Raw genomic sequence first — 21,305 nt, 5'->3', positions numbered from 1 at the left:
ATCAACACTTGGAGGATATAGTGATGAAAAAACAGACTCGAAAACCAGCGATGATTTTAGCGACTCTCTTGGTATCTAGCCAAGTTTTATTAGCAGCACCACAAGTTTTTGCTGACGAAACCAATTCAACGACGAGCAGTTCCACTGCAACAAGCAGTTCTACCGCAACGACAGCCACTACCGACAGTCAAACAAGTACCTCTGACAGCAGTTCAGATCGTTTGCAAGTCAATGCTGTGGCGATCGGAAATGCCTTGACGAAAGCACAAGAAGACTACACACTTGAGCGCTTAGGCATCCAAGGCGAAACACCGATTTATACGACAAACGGTAATGACTTGATGAAATACATTCCCGATGGCGGCTTTACTGCAGATTGGGCGGTCTATAGCTCGGTCAGAATGCAGACTTTAGAAAGCGGGGCAGGAATCACTGTCGATATCGCGACACCAGATAACATTACCCGCATCACTGCAGCCCAGTACCAAAATGCAGCGCTGACGGCAGGGATCACTGATGCGAAGCTAACGGTCGCTTCTGCCGTACCGATCGACGGTTCCGGAGCTTTAGCTGGGGTATACAAAATCGTTGAAGAATCAGGCGGTGTCATCAATCAGAATCGAGTAGCCGTAGCTCAAGATGAGATGGATGTGCTGTCTACGATCACCGAAGAGAATAAAGATAAAGAAGGCTATTCCGATGAAGCTTTGAATGCAGCGCAAGAACAAGCGAAAACCGATTTGGCTGCTCAAACTGCAGATGGTACGGAATTAACCCAAGCAGATATTCAAGAAACAGTAGAAAAAGCCTTGAAGGACAACGGACTTGAAGGAATCGTTACGGAAAATCAAATTTCTGAGTTGACCTCTTTGATGAGCGACATGCGAGACAACAATATCTTCGATGACTTCATCAAAGAATTGGATCTGTCAGAAGCCCGCAAGCAAATCGAAGAAACCTCTAAGGGACTTTGGGAAAATATCAAGAGCTTCTTTAGCGGCATCTGGTCTTCGATCACCGGTGTCTTCGGCAATGACTCAAATGAGTCTAACAATAGCAGCGAATCAACCGTTGATTCTGGGCAATAAGCATTTTACAAAATAACACATTTCGCTTGTATTAAGAAAAAAGAGAAGCGGAGCATCAGACGATAGCGCACGTCTGAGGGCTTTCGATGTCCTCTGCTTTCTTTGCTAAAACAGGAGCAGTCTTTATTAAAAAAGAAGGAGGGCAATCAGATGAATTTTTTAGGCAACGTGATTTGGTTTGTCTTTGGCGGCTTGATCGGTGCGATCTCATGGTTTTTGGCTGGGTGTTTATGGTGTATCACCATCATCGGCATTCCCATTGGTCTGCAATGTTTTAAGTTTGCGACGTTGTCACTCGCACCATTTGGGAAAGACATCGTTTACCGTGGCGGTGGCGTGTCCGTGATTCTAAATATTTTATGGTTGATTTTTTCTGGTATACCACTGGCTTTAGGCCATTTAGCTAGCGCAGTCATTCTAGCCATCACGATCATCGGCATTCCATTTGCGGCGCAATCATTGAAAATGGCGCGCTTAGCGTTGATGCCCTTTGGAGCAGAGATTGTGTCTAGTCGTTATTGATTTACCTAAAAAAGATAGTCTTAAAAAACCACATTACAGAGCGGATAGCTTTGTGATGTGGTTTTTTTGCGAACATTAGCAAGAGTAAGGGACAAGATTTTTGGCAGGCTCAGCGCATTTGAGATTCAGAACTGAAAAAGTTGATAAGAAACCAACGAAGAGTACAGAAAAAACGCACAAGTTTTTTTGCATATCAACTGTGATTCACAAAAGAATTAGCGAAACGCAGAAAAATGTAAGTTTTTTCTTCCCTTCTCAGGGTTCTTTGATTTTTGAAATGGAGCGTCGAATTTTGGCAATCGATTGTTGCGCTTTGTCTCGATTGATAAACATTAAGATGACATAGAGGGAATCCATGATGCTCAGTTGAGCGATTCTGGATGCCAATGCCTCTGAGCGAAACTCAGTTTCTTCGGAAATAGAGATGAAAACCACGTCGCCGAGTTTGGCTAAAGGGGAAGCAGCATGGCTAGTAATGACGATAATTTTGGCACCATTGTTTTTGGCAACTTGAGCTAGTTCAATGGTTTCTCTTGATTTTCCAGTATGAGAGATAAAAATGCCGCAATCATCTGGCGTCAACAATGAAGCCTCCATCAGTTGGATGTGATAATCACTGCTGTGAAAAACAGTGATCGGCGAGCGCAAAAATTTGTGATAGGCATCGGTTGCCACGATCTCTGAACCACCAACGCCGAAGAAAAAAAGTCGTTTAGATTGATTGATCATTGCAGCAGCAAGCTTTAAATCTTCTTCTTTCAAAAGATTTTTGGTATCAGTCAATGTGGTCATATTGGAATCAAATACTTTTTGAGCCATAGTCAATTCATTATCAGACTTCTGGATATTTTCATGGATCGAAATGGCAGAAAAATCATTTTCCTGCATCAGCATTGCCATTTTGAAGTCTTTAAATCCGTTGTAACCGAGTTTTTTTGTGAATTGAAAAAAGGTCGAATCAGCGATGCCTAATTCATTGGATAAATCACTGATTGAACTGTGGCTGACTTTACTAGGATTTTCCAAAATGTAGTCGGCAATCGCTTGTTCTTTGAGACTTAAGTCTTTATAAAGCGTTTTTATTTGCAGGCGAATCGAAACAGTCAAAGACGGTTACCTCCTTTATATGAACATTATTATCTTTGTATTGTTACGTTACCTCTTTTAAAGAAAAAAAGCAAATAAAAAATATTTTTATTTTTTGTGTTTACAAAAAAATATTTTTTTGTATAATGAAAGTATGAAATGGAGGCGCTGTCATGGAGATAGGAATTATCGGACTTGGAAAAATGGGATTGAACTTGGCCCTCAATTTAAAAGATCAAGGTTATCAAGTAAAAGGGCTGGATCTTTCGATACATGCGCAGAAAACAGCGAAAGAAGCTGGAATTACACTCTATCAAACGCTAGCTGATTTGACGAATTCTTTTAGCGGCCGACGGGTTTTATGGTTGATGCTTCCTGCGGGAACTGTGACTGAGGGGATTCTTGAAGAACTATGGCCCCTTGTATCAGCGAAAGACATCGTGATTGAAGGCGGAAATTCTAATTACAAAGATTCGATTCGCCGAGCAGCCTGGTTTAAAGAAAAAGAGGTGCATTACTTTGATTGTGGGACTTCTGGTGGGGTTTCCGGAGCTAGAAAAGATGCATGTTTGATGATTGGCGGGAATGAAATCGCTTTTTCAGAGGTGGAATCTTTGTTTGCAGATGTGGCTGTTTTAGGAGGCTACCTTTATGCAGGGGAATCAGGAAGCGGTCATTTTCTAAAGATGGTCCATAACGGTATCGAATACGGAATGATGCAAGCCATCGGTGAAGGCTTTCAATTGATTGAACAAAGTGCCTATGACTTTGATTTGGCTTCCGTCGCAGAGGTATGGAATCATGGATCGGTTATTCGCAGCTGGCTGATGGAAATCGCAGCGGCCCAATTTAATGAGAGCCCTAAGTTGGAGGAATATCGCGGGGTTGTTGCAGCTTCTGGTGAAGCTAGGTGGACAGTGGAAACGGCTTTGGAGATGAATGTTGCTGTACCGACGATCGCTATGAGTTTGTTTATGAGAAATTTGTCCCAAGAAGAAGACAGTTTCTCAGCAAAAGTCGTCTCTGCGCTAAGGAATGGTTTTGGTGGTCACGAGATTGTTGCAAAAGAGTAAGGAGGAAGAATATGGAACAGTTTAAGATCGCTATAGTGAATTCCAGCAGCTTTGGAAAAATCTTTCCGCAACATATCGAGCGGTTGAAAGCAATCGGAACTGTCAGTCATTTCACGTTCGATAGCGAAATCAATGGGAAAGAATTGGCAGAAAAGCTTAAGGGATATAACATCATTATAGCAAGTGTTACCCCATTTTTTACCAAAGAGTTTTTTGAGTACAAAGATGAATTGCTACTGATCACACGCCACGGGATCGGCTATAACAATATTGATTTAGAAGCAGCGAAGGACCACCAAACGATTGTTTCGATCATTCCAGCTTTGGTCGAGCGTGATGCAGTAGCAGAAAATAATGTGACCAATCTATTGGCGCTTCTGCGCTGTACAGTTGAATCGAATACAAAAGTTCGCGAAGATCAATGGGAAAAACGAGCGAACTTTGTCGGACGCGCACTATTTAACAAGACAGTAGGCGTGATTGGTGTCGGCAATACTGGAAGTTGTGTAGTAGAAATATTGAGAAATGGTTTCCGCTGCGAGGTTTTGGCATACGATCCATACAAGTCAGCTTTGCATATTCAAAGCTATGGTGGAAAAAAAGTCGATCTAGACGAGCTGCTAGCAAAATCAGATATTATTTGTCTATGTGCTAACTTGACGGAGGAAAATTATCATATGATTTCCTTTGAAGAAATTTCAAAAATGAAAGATCAAGTGTATCTCTCCAATAGTGCCCGTGGCGCACTTTTGAATGAAGAGGCAATTGTAAGCGGATTAAAAAGTGGGAAAATCGCTGGTCTTGCCACCGATGTCTTAGAGGAAGAGCCTGGTCATAAAGATCATCCGTATTTAGCTTTTGAAAATGTAGTTATGACACCGCATACATCAGCTTATACTATGGAATGCTTAGAAGAGATGGGAAACAAATGTGTAACGGATATTGAACGAATCGTTAAGGGACTGCTGCCAGACCGTGCTGTTCAAGCGGAAAGTCGGTTTTTGGCTGTATAAAGGAGAGTGAAGCTCGTGCTAACGGATTTAAAAGTAAAGGTTGGACCGCAAGTTTATCGTTACCATGAAGGCGCGATCGACTATGTGCCGGAAGTATTAAAAGAGTACAAAGTAAAACGACTGCTGCTCGTACATGGAACGGTTTCATGGGAAAAAGCGAAACCAAAATTACCCTTTTTAGAAGATGCGCATTTGGAAATTTTTTATCATCGCTACACAGGAGAATGTAGCTATTATGGCGCTGGACTGATTGCTGATCTTGTTGAAGAACTGGCGATCGATTTTATTCTGGGGGTTGGTGGCGGGAAGTTAGCCGACTTAGTGGGATATGCAGCACATGTAGTCAATCGACCCTTTGGACTGATCCCAACATTGGCCAGTAATTGTGCACCATGGACACCCTTGTCTGTCATGTATAAAGAGTCGGGAGAATCTGAAGGGAAGTCGGAACACTATTTAAGACAGGCTGCTTTTTTGATTACCGATCCGACGTTAGTGATCGATGCACCAGTCTCCTACTTTATCGCCGGTTTAGCAGATACGTTGGCAAAGTGGATTGAATCGGAAGCAATCTTAGCCCAACCACATTTGAAAAATGAGCCTTTCTTGCAAATGGCAGGCTATACAGCAAAATTATGCGAAACAGCTATTTTGACACAATCGAAACAAGCGATTGAAGATATGAAGCGGCAGGAAGTGACAGACGCCTTTTGTCACTTGTCGGAGATCGTTATTGCAGTTGCTGGAATGGTAGGCGGGCTAGGCGATAAATATGCCCGCAATGCAGCGGCGCATGCGATGCATGATGCCATCAGTAAATATCTGCCTGAAAGTCATCGTTTTCTTCACGGGGAAAAGGTTGCCTATGGGATGTTTTATCAATTAGCCCTTGAAGAAAAATGGATGGTCATCGATCAGTTGATCCCCTTTTATCAAGAATTGCACTTACCAATGAGTTTACATCAAATGGGTATTTTTCCTGAAGATGCACAAGTCATTGATCAGTTGGTGCAGTTCATAGATTCAAAAGAAAAAGTACACTTGATTCCAGTCTTAATCACCAAAGAACGCTTGAAAGAAGCTGTTCTTGATTTAGAAAACTATTTGAAAGAAGTTTAGGAGGAGGAAAAATGGATACATTAAGTGTTACACAAAGTTTACTGATTGCGCTATGGGTTGCAGCAGTCATGTCTCGTTGGCTCGGCGGAGGCGCCACACTGACTTTACGTTTTTCACCATTGATGACGGGATTAGTTGTCGGACTGGTGATGGGAAATGTGGCTCAAGCCATGATCGTTACTGCCGCTTTACAAATGATTTACATGGGGGTATTTTCTCCTGGCGGATCCATGCCAGCGGAACCTTCAATTGCTGCGGCGATTGCCGTACCGGTAGCTTTGCTAGGAAATCTGCAACCAGAAGCAGCGATTGCTGTTGCCGTACCTGTTGGTTTGCTAGGGAGTTATTTGTATCAGTTCCGTTTCTTTATCAATACCTTCTTAGGAAAATATACGGATAAAGCAGTGGAAGATCTTAATGACAAAGCAATGACTCGTTCAATTATTTTATACCCAACGCTGGCTTCATTTATTTTATTTGTTCCGCTGGTATTTATTGCACTTTATTTAGGAGCTCCACTGATTGCTGATGTCATCAATGCTCTTGAGGGGACAGTCGTTATCCATATTTTAGAAGTAGTCGGCGGCGGATTGGCAGCGATCGGGATTGCAACTACCGTCTATGTGATCGGTCGAAAAGATTATATGGTCTTTTTCTTCTTGGCCTATTTCATGAGTGTAGTTTTCAGTTCGCTAGAAATTACCATGGTCACCTATGCGATTTTTGGTATTTTGATCGCGTTGATTTTTGTTCAGTCACAAAAAGGAAAATTGGCCCCAGCCCCAGAAACGAATACAGCATCACCATCCTTTGATGATGACGATGACTATGATGACGGGTTCTAATCGATAAGGAGGAGCAGTAATGACCGAAATAATTCAAAAAGCGCAAGGCGCACCGGAAGAAATCACGAAGAAAGATGTCACAAAAGCATACCTAAGATGGCATTTCGCCAATGAGATCCCGCATTCGTTTGAACGGTATTTATCACCATCGCTTTTATACGCCATGATGCCGATTTTGCGCAAACTTTACAAAGACGATGAGGCACTGAAAGCTGCCTACAAACGCCAACTGTTGTTTTTCAATACCCAGCTAAGTTGGGGTGGCGGTGTTATTACTGGGCTGATGTCATCAATGGAACAACAGCGGGCCGAGGAAGAGCATGAGAAAAAAGAGATCTTGATGCAGGATGATCTAATGTACAACACGAAAGCTGGTTTGATGGGTGCTTTAGCAGGAATCGGGGATGCCATCGACTCAGGAACCGTTCAATATATCTTTATTGCGATTGCCGTCCCTTGGGCACAGCAAGGAAGTCCGCTAGGTGCGTTGTTTCCGTTCATTTGCTTTGCACTGTATCAAGTTTCTCTAGGAATGTTTTTTGCCCGCCAAGCGTTCTCAATGGGACGCAACGCAACTGGCTTGATGCAGAGTACAGGTGTTCAAACTGCCATTGAAACACTGTCGGTTCTCGGTTTGTTTATGATGGGGGTTCTGGCTGGAAACTATGTCAAAGTCAGTTCTTCGCTGCAGTTTGATATTTCTGGACGAGAATTTATTATCCAAGATATCCTTGATCAGATTGTACCAGGGATCTTGCCGTTAGCAGTTGTAATGGGCGTCTACTGGTTCTATACAAAGAAAGGATTAAAAGTCACGCAAGCATTGCTATGGCTGACTTTGATTCTGATTATTTTATCCGGTGTCGGTATTTTATAAGAAAAGGAAGTGTCAACAATGGGTGTAGTAAATTTAGCACGAGTAGATGAACGATTGATCCATGGGCAGGTCATGATGACCTTGTCGCAAAAAAGCGGAGTCAACTCGATCTTTGTAGTGGATGAGGTAGTAGCTAAGGATAAGTTCATGCGGGAACTATACAAAAATGCCGGTAGCCGAACAGGGCAAAAAACGATCGTCGTTACACCAGAAAAAGCCAAGTTTTACTGGGATGAATACAACTTCAAAGATTACAACTGTATTTTGATCGCTAAAACCGTCAGCGTGATGTACGACTTAGTCAAACACGGCGTGCCGATGAAAGAATTGAACATAGGCGGTATTGCCCAAAAAGATCCCGAGAAGGATCTCTTGGTAACAAAATCTGTTTATTTAAATCAAGCGGATGCGCAAAAACTCAAAGAAATGAATGAAGAATATGGTGTGGAATCAATCTATTTTCAGGCAACGCCTTCTGCACCGAAATCAACACTTAAAGATGTGTTGAAGCAGTTCAATTTGTAATCATTGAGCGAGTTCGTCATCTGTTGAAGAGGAAGGCGGAGGGTCTTATAAAAATAGAGTTCCTCCTTCCTTGTCAGTAAATTGTGAATAGGAGAATCCGCCATGAATCAAACAGAAGCATTTCGTGATTGGCTGTTTCGTTATCGGTATGTCTACCGAGCGCGATCAACGGATAAAAGCAAACAAAGATTTTTGAAGGCACTCATCGCGGATATCATTCCATTTCGCAAAGACCTTCAGGTGATCGAGTATGATCACACGAAAAAAAACGCCTCACGCAATTTGTATGTTGGTGATCTGACTAAAGCAAAACGGATCATCTGCACGTATTATGATACACCGCCAGAGCATTTCGGCGATTACCATTTTTTTGATCGGCAGGAGCAAGGCCGTAAAACAAATCAATTTATTCTGACTGCTTCAGCAGTGATGATTCTTTTAGGGTTGTTGGGGACTTGGCTTTATATCCACTTTGCCTCAGGGAGATTTCCCTTATTGTCTTGGCAAACAGCGCTTTTTGCTTCAGGGGTCGGTATTTATTTTCTGCTATTAAATCGCGTAAGCCGCGGGGCAGGATTTCAGCAAAATCTAACCCGCAATACCTCCTCTATCTTAGCGCTGCTGTCCTTGATCAGTCAAAACAGTCAAACAGCGACGGCCTTCGCATTTCTTGATGACGGAAGTTACGGAGAACGCGGGTTGGAAGTGTTACGTGATTCAGTAAGGCCGAATGCGAAGATATATTATTTAGATTCTATTGGTGCCGATGCTCCGATTCGAGCTATCGGCAAGCAATTCAATGAAGGGCAACTGCAGCAGTTGGCGATCGAACACAGTAGTGAAGCAATGGGCAGCATCAACTATCTGTTTTGTGCAGAAAAGCAGCAGGATCAGACGTATGTGCTGCCTAGAAAACAATTAAAGCAAAAAGAGCTGAATCTGAGGAATATGCAAAAAGTTCTTGCGTTATTTGGTTAGGAAGCGAAAAAGGAGGAATAACATTTGTTAGGAATCGTATTGGCAACTCACGGACAGCTGAGTACTGGTTTTAAAGATGCTGCAGAGGTGATCATGGGCAGTGTCGAAAATATTGCGGTCGTTAATTTGAACCACGGAGAGGATATTCAACTTCTGGGAAACAAAATCCATGAAGCGATTCATGAAACAGATCAAGGGGACGGTGTCTTGGTGTTTGCTGATCTATTGAGTGCGAGTCCCTACAATCAGTCGGTTGTAACGATCAATCAATTAGAAGAATCGCTTCAGGAAAAGACGTATGTGATCGGCGGGGTGAATTTGCCGATGGTATTAGAAGCGATCAATCACCAATTTTTGGCGACACCGATTGAACAGGCGGTGGCAGCAGTGATCCAGCAAGGAGAAAACAGTGTAGCGCTTTGGCACAATTCTTCAGCAGGTGATAGTAGCGAAGAGACTGATGAGGACGATGATTTTTAAAAACGAAAGGATGACAGCAAATGCAATGGGGGTTTCGATGGTACGGGGAAGGGGATACGATCCCGTTAACGAATATTCGACAAATTCCAGGAATGCACGGCATTGTAGGAACACTTCTAAATAAAATGCCTGGAGATGTCTGGGAGATTTCCGAAATCAACGCACTAAAAGCATCAATTGAAAAAGAGCATCTTTCACTATTAGGGATTGAGAGTGTGGCGATCCACGATGCGATCAAAGCCGGAACAGAGGAACGGGATCACTACATCGATCAATATATTCAAACAATTCGGAATTTAGCAGCTTGTGATGTACATATGATCTGCTATAGCTTCAAACCGATCTTCGGCTGGGCAAAAACAAATCTATTTTATCAAAACGAGGATGGCAGCTTCTCTTTGCTCTATGATCAAGCCGTTGTGGATGATATGGAACCTAGTGAGATGTATACGCTGATCCATAGCCAATCAAAAGGCTTTAAATTGCCAGGCTGGGAAGAAGAACGACTGAAAAAGTTCCAGCGTTTGATGGCAACTTATGAAGGGGTCACTCAAGAGATCCTCTTTGATAACTTAAGCTATTTCTTAAAGCGGATCATTCCTGTGTGTGAAGAAGTAGATGTGAAAATGGCGATCCATCCGGACGATCCACCTTGGGAAATTTTTGGTTTGCCACGGATCACCAAAAATTTAGAGGACTTGAAAAAAATCATGGCCATCGTGGATTCGCCTTATAATGGGGTAACGTTGTGCACCGGTTCGTTAGGTGCCGATCCAGAAAACGACATGGTGGAGATCGTTCATGGCTTAAAAGGCCGCATCAACTTTGTTCATTTTCGCAATGTGTTGTTTATGGGGGAACGCAAATTTAAAGAATCTGCCCATCTTTCCACTGAAGGATCGTTAGATATGTATGCCATTATGAAAGCCTTGGTTGAGGTCGGTTTTGATGGTGTCATCCGTCCTGATCACGGGCGGACGATCTGGGGGGAAGTGGCGATGCCAGGCTATGGTCTGTATGATCGCGCGATTGGTATCAGTTATCTTCAAGGGCTTCATGAAGCCGTCTTGAAAGAGCAAATGCAATCGAGGGGAACGAAGGGAGGAGAGAGCGTATGACACTCTATGAACAATTGGCAAAAACAAGGGTGTTGCCTCTTTACACTGCAACAGACCTTACCTATTTGCCAGTAGTAGAATCACTGCTGATTGAGCATGAACTGTATTTTATTGAAATAACCTTCCGCAGTGACCTTGCTTTAGAAGCGATTGAAAAACTCTCTCAATCGGGCAAATTGATCGTAGGCGCAGGCACGGTCCGCACCTTAGAACAAGCGAAAGCAGCGGTTGAGAAAGGGGCGCGCTTTATTGTTTCCCCTGCTCTTGTACCTGATGTGGTGGAATTTTGTCTTGCCGAAAACATTCCAGTGTTTCCAGGGACAGCTACCCCCAATGACATTCAACGGGCAACGGATTATGGCTTATCAGTTGTGAAATTTTTCCCTGCGGATATCTACGGGGGCTTGTCGGCAATCAAAGCCCTCAGTGGTCCGTTTTACGATATTCGATTTGTCCCAACTGGCGGAATCACTCTCGAAAATGTTCAAGACTATTTATCTGATCCGCAAGTATTAGCGGTTGGCGGATCCTTCATTCTGTCAGAAGCGCTAGTAAAAGAAGGGCGGGAAAAGGCTGACAGCCATTTGGCGCATGTAAAATCATTGCTAAGTTGAGCAGTCAGCTGTATATAAACAAGATGAAGCAATGGGTGCCAAAGGATTTTGGTACCATTGCTTTTTTATTCGCAGAAAAGCAAAGGAGGCCATAGGATGGAGAAGATAAAACTGGTGATTTTTGATATGGACGGTTTGATGTTTGAAACTGGTCGGTTAGCTTACCGCGCCTATTTAAGAGCCGCGGAGGAGTATGATTTTGAAGTTTGCCAAGATGTTTATTATTACCTGACTGGCAGAACGGAAGCAGATATTCGTAAAGGGATGCAGGAACTCTATGGCAGTACGGTACCAACGGATCGGTGGCGAGAAGCGATGAATCGTCAGAAAGAAGTGATTTTAGCTGAAGAAAAACGGGTGTTCAAAAAGCCCGGCCTTCTTGAACTATTGGAAGCATTAAAAAAACAAGATTGCTTGATAGCCGTGGCGTCCTCTTCGTCGAAAGAAAAAATCAAGGCGTATTTTGAAATGGAACAGATGCCAGATTGGTTTGATACGGTGGTTTCTGGGGATCAAGTGCGAAAGGGCAAACCTGATCCAGAAATCTTTCTGACAGCATGCCAACAATTAGGCGTAAAGCCTGAAGCAGCCTTGGTATTAGAAGATTCTCTAGCCGGCATAAGAGCTGCAAAACAAGCCAAGATCCCAGCTTTTCTGATTGCGGATGATTTGAGTATTTTGCCAGTCAAGAAAAATGGGAAGTATCCTTTGCTTAAACAGCCAAAACTTGAGCAAGAAGTAGCTGCACAGGTGAAAACTTTTTCTGATCTGACGGAAGTCAGAGACTGGCTAGTCGTGAATCATTTTTCTTGGGCTTGATCGATGTTCCAAGAAGCTTCGATAAAGCAAACGGCATTAAGCAAGAACATACGGTGCTATAAATCAGGCATAGCGTTGCGGAATCGGTAAAACAACAAAGGTTCATTTTGGCAATTGGTTTTTTCCTGCTCATTTCTCTATGAAGAAGGGGAGCGTTAGAACGTTTTTCACTACTTTCTGGGAACGTGGCAAAAGGCTGACTAGAATAACGAGTAAGATTGTAGCAGCTCACTTTATAGGTAAGTGAAGCTGCTTTTTTGTTTTGCTATTCCTTCAGCAATGAAAAATGAGCATTGTGTGTTAAGCGGTATTCTTTCGGAGTCAGTGAGGTCAAAGCTTTGAAATTTCGATTGAAGGTTCGCACATTTTGAAAGCCAGCCTGTTCTGCTACTTCCGTAATCGGCAAGAGACTATGAGTCAGCAAAAAAGAGGCATGGCGTATTCTTGCTTGATTCAAAAGTCGGGGAAAGGTGCTTTTCAATTTCTCAGTGATCATTCTGGAAACGTAGACGCTACTATAACCGATACTGCTGCTTAGTTTTTCGAGCGTCAGCTCTTCTTTGAAGTGTGACTCGATATAGGCAAGCAGCTGGATCAGGATATCCTCTTGGTTTTTGGCTGGTAGTAAAGTCGTTTGGTGCTCAAAAAGGTAAAGGACTTGATACAGTGCCGATTTTCGTAAATAGAGGGAATCCGTTTCAAATAAAGGATAGTAGAGCTGCTTGGCAAATGGATCAATGGTGATAACCGGATCTGACAAAGCGAAATCTTTGGTTTTGGCATAAAAATCTGGAATAAACTCCGGCGAAAAAACCAGAATATGCAGTTGTGATTCCTTGGGGGTTTCGATGGCATGGGTCTGGTAAGGCATGACTAATAACACTTGGCCAGTTGTAAGGACATAGGGACTTTCTTCGATTTTGACAACCGCTTCGCCTTCACTACAAAAAAGCAATTCAAAGGAACGATGAAAATGTTCCATGTAATTAAGCGAGTAGGGATGGTAACTGGAAACGCCTAGGTATTCGCCAAAATGATATTCTTCTAAAATGGTCACGCAATCTTTCCTCCATTTTTTGTCTATCGATGTGTGGAAATCGTCCTGTGAATGATAGCGATTTCATTTTATAATTATGACAGTTCAGCTGAAGAAAGTAAATAGAACAATGATTAGTGAATATTTTTAAAATGGACTGCAGTAACAAGTTTCTTTTTTTAGTTAGGTATATTAGTAAAGAAAACTTACTAACTGAAAGAAGCTCATTCCTACTGACTCTCAGTTGAATCACAAAATGCCAAAAAGGGAAAGAGGAGGAAATTTTTTGATTACCAATCCGATACTAACAGGCTTTCATCCAGACCCGAGTATTTGTCGTGCAGGAGAAGATTATTACATTGCTACGTCGACCTTTGAATGGTTTCCAGGTGTGCGCATCTTCCATTCGAAGGATTTGAAGAACTGGCGCTTGATCAGTACACCAGTCAATCGTGTCAGTCAGTTGAATATGCTGGGAAATCCTGATTCTGGGGGCGTTTGGGCGCCAAACTTAAGTTACAGTGATGGTCGTTTTTGGTTGATTTATTCAGATGTCAAAACACAATCCAATAGCTGGAAAGATGTGAACAATTATTTGATCACCTGTGAAACCATTGATGGGGATTGGTCAGAACCAATCTATATGAATTCTTCTGGTTTCGATCCCTCTTTATTTCATGACGATGACGGCAAAAAATATTTTCTGAACATGGTCTGGGATTATCGCCCGACAAACCATTCCTTTTATGGGATCGCTCTCCAAGAGTTTGATTGGCAAGCCAAGAAATTGGTGGGGCAGCCCAAAATTATCTTCAACGGAACAGAGCGCAAATTGACTGAAGCACCGGTCATGTATAAAGTGAACGGCTATTATTATTTATTGACGGCAGAAGGCGGCACCCAATTTGAACATGCAAGTACCATCGCTCGTGGAACACACATTGAAGGCCCCTATGAAGTTCATCCTCAAAACCCTCTAATTAGTTCATGGGGACAGCCAGAGATCCCGCTACAAAAAGCCGGTCATGGTTCATTTGTGAAAACGCAGACCGATGAATGGTATTTTGTTCACTTAACAGGACGAGCGCTGAAGTATCCAGAAACACCCCTCTTAGAAAATCGCGGCTATTGCCCGCTCGGACGAGAAACAGCGATCCAGTCTGTTTACTGGGAAAATGATTGGCCGTATATCACAGGCGGGAACTTTCCAAAAGCGGAGGTCCCACAGCCACAGCTGCCCGAACATCCGTGGGAAACAGAATCAGGCTTTGATGATTTTGAAGATGCGTCGTTGGCACCAATGTTTCAAACCTTGCGGATTCCTTTTTCTGAGGAAATCGGTAGTTTGACCGCACGACCAGGGTATTTGCGCTTGTATGGGCGAGAGTCGTTCAATTCCTTGTTCCATCAAGCACTGGTGGCAAGAAGATGGAGCGATTTTCGTTTCGAAGCAACGACTGCCGTCGAATTTTCGCCGACCTCGTTTCTACAGTTGGCAGGCATGACGAATTACTACAATACACAAAATTGGTCGGCGATCTACATCACTCATGATGAGAGGAAAGGAAAAATCATCACTGTATTGGCAAGCGAAAAGGGCCAACTGAAGAGCCAAAAAGTATCAAAAGTTGTGATACCAGCCGATGTACAAACGGTCTACTTCAAAACGATCGTCAATTATGCCCACTATCAATACGCGTACTCCTTTGATCAAAAAGAGTGGCAGGTCATCGATCAGCTATTTGACAGCTTGCAATTGTCTGACGACTATGTGGCAGAACATTACGGTGGGTTCTTTACGGGGGCTTTTGTGGGGATGTTTGCGATCGATACGACTGGCAATCGTTTGGCGGCTGATTTTGATTCATTTGACTATCAAAAAATCGAGGAGGAAGAAAGATGAAAAATTGGAAACGGGTCTTACAAACAGCGTCAGTGGCGGGCTTAGCGGCTTTTATGCTTAGTGGCTGCGGGAATGGTTCAGGAAACAGTGGCTCGGATAACAGCGCAACGGGAAGCAGTGGCAAGGATGAACTCGTGGTTTGGACCTTTACTTCAGAATTATCAACGATGATCAATGATTACTATTTGCCGGCGCATGACGATTTGGCCTATGACATTCGGATCGTGGAGATTCCTTCTGACCAATTCGAGACCAAGCTCGATCCGATTCTCGGTTCCAAAGATGCACCAGATGTGATTGCTTTAGAATCTGCCTTTGTCAAAAAATATGTGGAATCAGGGATGATGGCAGACCTTGGTTCACTGGGACTTGATGAAGCCGCGGCAGATACGTATCAATATGTCAAAGACGTAGGAACTTCAAAAGACGGGGTTCTTCATGCCTTGGCTTGGCAAGCTGCTCCTGGCGGGTTTTATTACCGGGCGTCGATGGCAGAAGAGCTGCTAGGGATCGATGATCCAGCGGCTGCGCAAGCGGCCTTGTCAGACTACGACAAGTTCTATGAGGAAGCCAAAGCAGTCAAAGAAAAAAGTGGTGGAACCACCTATATGATCTCTAGTGTCCAAGATTTGGCGAAGCCTTTTTATGGTCAACGCGAACATGGCTGGGTTGAAGACGGTAAATTAGTGATCGACGACAGTTTGTATGATTTGTTGGATATATCACGAAAATTTGTAGAAGAAGGCCTGACACAAGATACAGAAGGACAATCAGAAGCTTGGTTTGCTGGAATGAATAGCGACAATGTATTCGGTTATAGTTTGCCGACATGGGGACTGCACTATTGGTTAAAACCAAATGCGACAGCTGCCGATAACTCCAGCTCAACAGAAGGGGACTGGCGCATGATCCAAGGACCGTCGTCGTGGTTCTGGGGCGGCACATGGATCGGTGCTACGGCAAATTCTGAGATGCAAGAAGAAGCGGCGCAATTGGTGGCTTACTTGACCACAGATCAAGCATTTTTAAAACAATGGGCCGAAGATACCGGTGATTTTGTATCGAATGAGCGAGTCGTTGAAGAAATTAAAAGCGAATACCAAGAGGAATTTTTAGGCGGTCAAAACCACTATGCAGAATTTGCCGATATGGTTCAAGACATCAACGCGAAAATTCTGACCGAGTATGACCAGACGATTGAAACCCTCTTTACGGATAGTTGTTTGACACCATATTCAAAAGGTGAAGTGGATCAGGAAACGGCGATCCAAAACTTTAAAGATGCGGTTGTCAATGCTTATCCAGATGTTCAAGTAGATTAGGTGTTGTTGAAACCGGCACCGAAGACGGGGTCGGTTTCAACCTTTTCTAGGTACGATGGCGCTGCTTAAATGGCTTGTCTTTACAGGCAGAAGTTGACAGTGGAAGAAAAAAATATCAGGGGGATTACGATGCAGAATAAGAGAAGATTTGAACAGTATCATCGCTATGGGCTATTATTTATCGCACCATTTTTTCTAGCATTCTTGGTTTTTCAGCTTTATCCAATTCTCTATACGATTTACCTGAGCTTTACAGATCTAAAAGGGTGGAATCCAGCTGCCAATCTTGTCGGACTGGATAACTATTTTGCGATTTTTCGCAACCCGTTATTTTTAAAATCGATCAGCAATACTTTTATTTTGTGGGGCGTAAACTTTGTCCCTCAAATTGGCTTGGCTTTGTTGTTGGCGGCATGGTTTACCAATATCAAGCTGCGCTTGCGAGGGAAAGGCTTCTTCAAAGTCGCTTTTTACTTACCCAACATCATTACTGCGGCTTCAGTAGCAATCTTATTTTTTGTTTTGTTCAGTTTTCCGTTAGGTCCGATCAACCTAGTCTTGCAGCATTTCGGTGTTTTGGACCAGCCTTATGACTTTTTCCGTAGTGAAACGGGCACTCGGCTGATCGTTTCCTTCATCCAATTTTGGATGTGGTATGGTCAGACAACGATCGTTTTGGTTTCGGGCATTTTGAGCATTGATGATGCTCTTTTTGAATCAGCAATGGTCGATGGAGCCAATGATGGTCAAATTTTCCGCAAGATCACGCTGCCTTTGTTAAAACCAATCTTGCTTTATACATTGGTGACGTCCTTGATTGGCGGCTTGCAAATGTTCGACATTCCTTTTTTGCTGACAAACGGTAATCCCAACAATAGTGTCTTAACGATCACGATGTTCATCTACAACCAGGCCTTTACCGGGAGTCGGAATTTCAACGTTGCCGCAACCGCGTCGGTACTATTATTGGTACTTTCAATCGTATTAAGCACGTTATTGTTTCAATTTTTCAAAGAAAACAGCAAAGTGGGGCGAAAATAAATGGAAAATAACTATCGAGCAAAACGATTGTTGATCTATGTCTTTTTGGTATTGCTGACCATCCTAAGTATATTGCCGTTTTGGGTCGTCTTAGTCAATGCAACCCGTTCAGCGGAACAGATCCAGCAAGGGCTGTCCTTGTGGCCCGGCGGTAATCTCCAATACAACTGGTCCGTCTTAATGGGCAGAGGCTTCAATGTTTTCAATGGGTTTAAAAATAGTTTCCTGATTGCTGCTGGTGCTACCGTTCTCAATGTGTATTTTTCGGCGCTGACGGCTTATGGCGTGATCGCCTATGAATTTCGTGGCAAGAAAGTCCTGTTTGCTGTCATTCTTGGGCTGATCATGATTCCTCAGCAAATCAGCATGATCGGTTTTTATCAATTTATGAATCGCTTAGGGCTCTTAAATAATTTTCTGCCATTGATTTTACCAGCGATCGCATCACCCGCGACCGTTTTTTTCTTAAAGCAATACTTAGAAACGATCTATCATCCTGATTTGGCAGATTCTGCTCGTCTAGACGGAGCCGGCGAAATCAAAATTTTCCATCGCATCATGTTGCCCTTGATGAAACCGGGCTTAGCTACCATGGCGATTTTCTCGTTCGTGACCTCGTGGAATAATTTCTTGATGCCCTTGATCTTGATCAACGATACGGAAAAGTATACGTTGCCGATGCTGGTCCAATTGTTGAAAACTGATGTTTACCGTACTGAATTTGGCAGTATGTATCTAGGGATCTCATTAAGTATTATTCCTTTACTGCTGATTTACCTGTTTCTATCGAAATACATCGTGGGCGGTGTGACGGCTGGCGGAATCAAAGGATAGCGAGACCCTTTTACCAAAAGAAAACGCTGGACTGAGTTTTCAGTCCAGCATTCATTTAACGGATCGCACGGGAGAGATCAAGTGCCGCAAAGCGCAAATCGTTGATATTTAAGAAATGTTTTGCCACTAAAACGTTGCCGCCAAATAACGGGGCTTGATCGCCTAATCGACTGTTTTTGATCTTCGTGTTTTTGGTGAACTGGCTGGTCAATTTTTGCTGCAGCGCCAGCAATAAATCAGGAATTTTGCGATAGATCGAGCTGTTGATATAGACTTCTTCGGGATCAGAAAAAGTGATGACATTATTCAGCCCAATACTAAGAAACTCAACATTTTGTTGCGCCAATTCGACTGCTGATTTTTCTCCGGCATGGTAGGCTTGTGCGAAGGTATCCGAATTAACGAACGCAGTTTTTGTATAGTGGCTATAGGTATCAAACAAGACTTTGTTCGAGGCATATTGCTCTAAGCAACCTCGATTGCCGCAAGGACACAAGTTGCCGTGAGGAAAGAGCGTAGAATGGCCAACTTCCCCCGCCATGCCGTGAGTACCGGTTTGCAGCTGCCCATCAACGATGATTCCGACACCGATCCCGCTATGGACGCTGACGCTCAGTAAATTCGTGGAATCAGAAGAAAAACAGTACTCGCCTAAAGCCGTCAGATTGGCTTCGTTCTCTATATAGACCGCCGTATTGTATTTTTGGCTCAAAGGGGCGATCAAATCAAAGTGTTCCAAGTCGTAGTAGGGGGCAAAGGTGATCGTCTGATTGTGAACGATGCCGTGGATCGCCAAACAGATTCCTACTAATCCATGAGTGGTTTGCGGCATTTGCGGCCAAAATTCTTTCATCATGGAATCGATCGTCGCCAGTACATTTTCTTTGGTGATCAATTCATGGGAATGATCGGCGGAGGCGATCATCTCGCCATTGATATAAGAAAGCATTCCACGAACATAGTTATAGCCGATGTCAAAGGTAACAGCTAAGCTGCTGCGGTGATTGAATTGCAATTGAATCGGTTTGCGACCACCGATCGAAGTGGAATCCCCAATGCCGACTTCGCGAACGAAGTCCGTGTCGATCAGTTTTTTGGTTATTTGAGAAACAGACGCTTTATTGAGATGGGTCAAATTTGATACTTCCGCTCGTGACACATTTTCATTGTCAATGATCGTCTTCAATACAGCCGCTTCATTTTGTTCGCGTATGCCCATTTTATTGATAATCATGTGTTCTCCTCTTCATAGATGTGATTAGTGTTAGTTTACCGTGCAAATTAATATTGTGCAAGCTGAAGAATAAAGAAAAGAGGAAGAATGTAGGAGCAGCAGTTTGAGAACGAAAATCAAAGAAAGAATCGTTGAAAGCGCTTGACAGAAATACGAGAATCGTTTACTATCCAATTAGTTAGTTTTGAATGCTAATTAACCGATTGAGAGGCAATGGTTAACTGCTTCAAACAGAGGAAGGAGAGAAGAGATGGCTTATTTTTTAGGGTTGGATCTAGGAACAAGTGCGTTAAAAGGCTTAGTTTTTGATCAAACCGGGGAACTCCAAGAAACAGCAAGTGTTGACTATCCATTGTCATCCCCTAGACCGGGGTTCAGTGAGCAAGAGCCTGTGCATTGGCAAGAGGCGGCAGATAAGGTAATCAAAACCTTGATCCAGCAGCTTCCAACGTTGCAGAAAGAATTGATCGGCATCAGCTTTTCCGGGCAAATGCATAGTCTTGTTTTATTGGATGAAGAAAACCGAGTCATTCGTCCGGCAATATTATGGAATGACGTTCGAACCACCAAACAATGTCAAGCGATCATGGCATCCTTTGGAGAGGAAATAAAAGCAATCACCAAGAATATTGCTTTGGAAGGGTTCACCTTACCCAAAATTTTATGGGTCCAAGAACACGAGCCTGAACATTGGCAACAAGTTCGTCACATGATGTTGCCAAAAGACTACTTGGCTTTTTGGCTGACTGGTAACTATTCGATGGATTATTCTGATGCGGCGGGTACGTTACTGCTGGATATCGAAAAGAAGTGCTGGTCTGAAGCCATTCTAGAAAAATTCGCAATCGCATCGGATTTACTGCCGCCGCTTTTTGAATCAGCAGCGCCTGTAGGGAAAATGCGAAAAGAACTGCAAGAAGCCTTTGGCTTTGAACAAGAGGTGACGATCTATGCAGGTGGCGCAGACAATGCCTGTGCTGCATTAGGTTCAGGGATCATCGCCGAAGGTGTCGGCATGGTGTCGATTGGCACTAGCGGTGTGTTCTTATCCTTTGAAGAAGCGCAAGAGGTTGATTATCAAGGCGATCTACACCTTTTCCGTCATGCGATCAAAGACAAGTTGTATTCAATGGGGGTCACGTTAGCCGCTGGAAATTCCTTAAGCTGGTATCGTGATACGTTTGCCCAAAACCAATCGTTTCAGGAATTGCTTTCAGCAATCAGTGAGGTAAAACCGGGGGCAGAAGGCCTGCTGTTTACGCCTTATATCGTGGGCGAACGCACACCACATACCGACAGCCAAATCAGGGGAAGTTTTATTGGCATTGACACACGGCATCGCGAAAAGCATTTCAGTCGTGCCGTCTTAGAAGGGATCACCTTCTCTCTGAAAGATTCCCAAATGATCATGGAAGAACGAGCACAGCGGAAATTCACCCAGATCGTTTCTGTGGGGGGCGGTGCGAAAAATGCCGAATGGCTGCAAATGCAAGCCGATATTTTTAATGCAGAAATGCTGACTTTATCTACTGAACAAGGTCCAGGTATGGGCGCAGCAATGCTGGCAGCAATCGGCAGCGGCATTTATCCAGATGCGGCCGCTTGTGTTAACGCCTTTGTCAAATACAGCAAGGCCATTGCACCGATTCCTGAAAATGTCGCCAAATACCAAGAAATCTATGCGATCTACCGGACCGTCTACCAGCAAACCGCGCCTATCTGCCATGCGTTGGCGCAAATCGAATAGCATAATGGCAGCAGAAAATCTGCTTGATTAA

The 21,305-nt window shown here is 43.4% G+C and carries 21 protein-coding genes; 18 read left to right on the top strand and 3 right to left on the bottom strand.

Annotated elements, in window-relative coordinates; genetic code table 11:
• The first annotated feature begins 23 nt into the window (after positions 1 to 23).
• Together IGI92_RS13345 and IGI92_RS13340 are read left to right on the top strand one after the other, a co-directional pair.
• Positions 24 to 1,088, top strand: coding sequence for a DUF1002 domain-containing protein (locus IGI92_RS13345; protein ID WP_008380562.1), 1,065 nt, complete (start codon positions 24 to 26; stop codon positions 1,086 to 1,088).
• A gap of 150 nt (positions 1,089 to 1,238) precedes the next feature.
• Positions 1,239 to 1,610, top strand: coding sequence for a YccF domain-containing protein (locus IGI92_RS13340; RefSeq protein WP_010749951.1), 372 nt, complete (start codon positions 1,239 to 1,241; stop codon positions 1,608 to 1,610).
• Positions 1,611 to 1,865: 255 nt separating this feature from the next.
• Here the strand turns inward: IGI92_RS13340 and IGI92_RS13335 are convergent, their stop codons facing one another.
• Entirely contained in the window at positions 1,866 to 2,717 is an 852-nt protein-coding gene (locus IGI92_RS13335) for a MurR/RpiR family transcriptional regulator (RefSeq protein ID WP_005228428.1), read from the bottom strand.
• A gap of 152 nt (positions 2,718 to 2,869) precedes the next feature.
• On the opposite strand from IGI92_RS13335, the gene gnd reads away from it, so the two are divergent.
• The 11 genes from gnd (at position 2,870) to IGI92_RS13280 (ending at position 12,157) form a co-directional block, all read left to right on the top strand.
• Positions 2,870 to 3,769 carry a phosphogluconate dehydrogenase (NAD(+)-dependent, decarboxylating) gene (gene gnd, locus IGI92_RS13330; RefSeq protein WP_016621664.1) on the top strand — a complete coding sequence of 300 codons (900 nt, stop codon included), beginning with the start codon at positions 2,870 to 2,872 and terminating at the stop codon, positions 3,767 to 3,769.
• Positions 3,770 to 3,780: 11 nt separating this feature from the next.
• The gene (locus IGI92_RS13325; RefSeq protein WP_016621663.1) at positions 3,781 to 4,782 is read left to right on the top strand and encodes a D-isomer specific 2-hydroxyacid dehydrogenase family protein; all 1,002 of its coding nucleotides are present in this window, start codon (positions 3,781 to 3,783) and stop codon (positions 4,780 to 4,782) included.
• Positions 4,783 to 4,797: 15 nt separating this feature from the next.
• A complete protein-coding gene (locus IGI92_RS13320; RefSeq protein WP_301388178.1) occupies positions 4,798 to 5,901 on the top strand; it encodes an iron-containing alcohol dehydrogenase family protein in 1,104 nt (367 codons plus the stop codon).
• Positions 5,902 to 5,912: 11 nt separating this feature from the next.
• Positions 5,913 to 6,746, top strand: coding sequence for a PTS mannose/fructose/sorbose/N-acetylgalactosamine transporter subunit IIC (locus IGI92_RS13315; RefSeq protein ID WP_016621661.1), 834 nt, complete (start codon positions 5,913 to 5,915; stop codon positions 6,744 to 6,746).
• A 19-nt stretch (positions 6,747 to 6,765) separates the two neighbouring features.
• Positions 6,766 to 7,623, top strand: a complete 858-nt coding sequence (locus tag IGI92_RS13310; protein WP_301388180.1) for a PTS system mannose/fructose/sorbose family transporter subunit IID — start codon at positions 6,766 to 6,768, stop codon at positions 7,621 to 7,623.
• 18 nt (positions 7,624 to 7,641) lie between these two features.
• The gene (locus IGI92_RS13305; RefSeq protein ID WP_061053213.1) at positions 7,642 to 8,148 is read left to right on the top strand and encodes a PTS system mannose/fructose/N-acetylgalactosamine-transporter subunit IIB; all 507 of its coding nucleotides are present in this window, start codon (positions 7,642 to 7,644) and stop codon (positions 8,146 to 8,148) included.
• Between the two features lie 102 nt (positions 8,149 to 8,250).
• A complete protein-coding gene (locus tag IGI92_RS13300; protein WP_301388182.1) occupies positions 8,251 to 9,126 on the top strand; it encodes a hypothetical protein in 876 nt (291 codons plus the stop codon).
• Positions 9,127 to 9,150: 24 nt separating this feature from the next.
• Positions 9,151 to 9,606 carry a PTS sugar transporter subunit IIA gene (locus IGI92_RS13295; protein ID WP_005234051.1) on the top strand — a complete coding sequence of 152 codons (456 nt, stop codon included), beginning with the start codon at positions 9,151 to 9,153 and terminating at the stop codon, positions 9,604 to 9,606.
• A 20-nt stretch (positions 9,607 to 9,626) separates the two neighbouring features.
• Positions 9,627 to 10,724, top strand: coding sequence for a mannonate dehydratase (uxuA, locus tag IGI92_RS13290; RefSeq protein WP_005234052.1), 1,098 nt, complete (start codon positions 9,627 to 9,629; stop codon positions 10,722 to 10,724).
• Positions 10,721 to 11,338 (top strand): bifunctional 4-hydroxy-2-oxoglutarate aldolase/2-dehydro-3-deoxy-phosphogluconate aldolase, encoded by a 618-nt coding sequence (locus IGI92_RS13285; protein WP_301388186.1) that lies wholly within the window; start codon positions 10,721 to 10,723, stop codon positions 11,336 to 11,338. The genes uxuA and IGI92_RS13285 overlap by 4 nt, the downstream gene beginning before the upstream one ends.
• A gap of 96 nt (positions 11,339 to 11,434) precedes the next feature.
• Positions 11,435 to 12,157 (top strand): HAD family hydrolase, encoded by a 723-nt coding sequence (locus tag IGI92_RS13280; RefSeq protein ID WP_087664630.1) that lies wholly within the window; start codon positions 11,435 to 11,437, stop codon positions 12,155 to 12,157.
• A 265-nt stretch (positions 12,158 to 12,422) separates the two neighbouring features.
• Here the strand turns inward: IGI92_RS13280 and IGI92_RS13275 are convergent, their stop codons facing one another.
• Positions 12,423 to 13,214 carry a helix-turn-helix domain-containing protein gene (locus IGI92_RS13275; protein WP_400449867.1) on the bottom strand — a complete coding sequence of 264 codons (792 nt, stop codon included), beginning with the start codon at positions 13,212 to 13,214 and terminating at the stop codon, positions 12,423 to 12,425.
• Between the two features lie 265 nt (positions 13,215 to 13,479).
• Between IGI92_RS13275 and IGI92_RS13270 the strand changes: the two genes are divergently transcribed.
• The 4 genes from IGI92_RS13270 (at position 13,480) to IGI92_RS13255 (ending at position 18,293) form a co-directional block, all read left to right on the top strand.
• Positions 13,480 to 15,096 carry a glycoside hydrolase family 43 protein gene (locus tag IGI92_RS13270; RefSeq protein WP_087664631.1) on the top strand — a complete coding sequence of 539 codons (1,617 nt, stop codon included), beginning with the start codon at positions 13,480 to 13,482 and terminating at the stop codon, positions 15,094 to 15,096.
• Positions 15,093 to 16,418, top strand: coding sequence for an ABC transporter substrate-binding protein (locus IGI92_RS13265; RefSeq protein ID WP_087664632.1), 1,326 nt, complete (start codon positions 15,093 to 15,095; stop codon positions 16,416 to 16,418). The genes IGI92_RS13270 and IGI92_RS13265 overlap by 4 nt, the downstream gene beginning before the upstream one ends.
• A gap of 129 nt (positions 16,419 to 16,547) precedes the next feature.
• A complete protein-coding gene (locus IGI92_RS13260; RefSeq protein ID WP_015510298.1) occupies positions 16,548 to 17,459 on the top strand; it encodes a carbohydrate ABC transporter permease in 912 nt (303 codons plus the stop codon).
• Positions 17,460 to 18,293, top strand: a complete 834-nt coding sequence (locus tag IGI92_RS13255) for a carbohydrate ABC transporter permease (protein WP_196043967.1) — start codon at positions 17,460 to 17,462, stop codon at positions 18,291 to 18,293.
• A 55-nt stretch (positions 18,294 to 18,348) separates the two neighbouring features.
• Here IGI92_RS13255 and IGI92_RS13250 read toward each other — a convergent pair whose 3' ends face one another.
• Positions 18,349 to 19,527, bottom strand: coding sequence for an ROK family transcriptional regulator (locus IGI92_RS13250; protein WP_005234059.1), 1,179 nt, complete (start codon positions 19,525 to 19,527; stop codon positions 18,349 to 18,351).
• A 250-nt stretch (positions 19,528 to 19,777) separates the two neighbouring features.
• On the opposite strand from IGI92_RS13250, the gene xylB reads away from it, so the two are divergent.
• Positions 19,778 to 21,274: a xylulokinase gene (xylB, locus tag IGI92_RS13245; RefSeq protein ID WP_400449864.1), complete on the top strand. Its 1,497-nt coding sequence runs from the start codon at positions 19,778 to 19,780 to the stop codon at positions 21,272 to 21,274.
• Positions 21,275 to 21,305 lie beyond the last annotated feature (31 nt).

The sequence above is a fragment of the Enterococcus sp. DIV2379 genome, from assembly GCF_050542965.1.
Taxonomy (GTDB): Bacteria; Bacillota; Bacilli; order Lactobacillales; family Enterococcaceae; genus Enterococcus_D; species Enterococcus_D entomosocium.
Note: the sequence above shows the minus strand (reverse complement) of the source record. Positions and strands in the feature narration are given on the sequence as shown.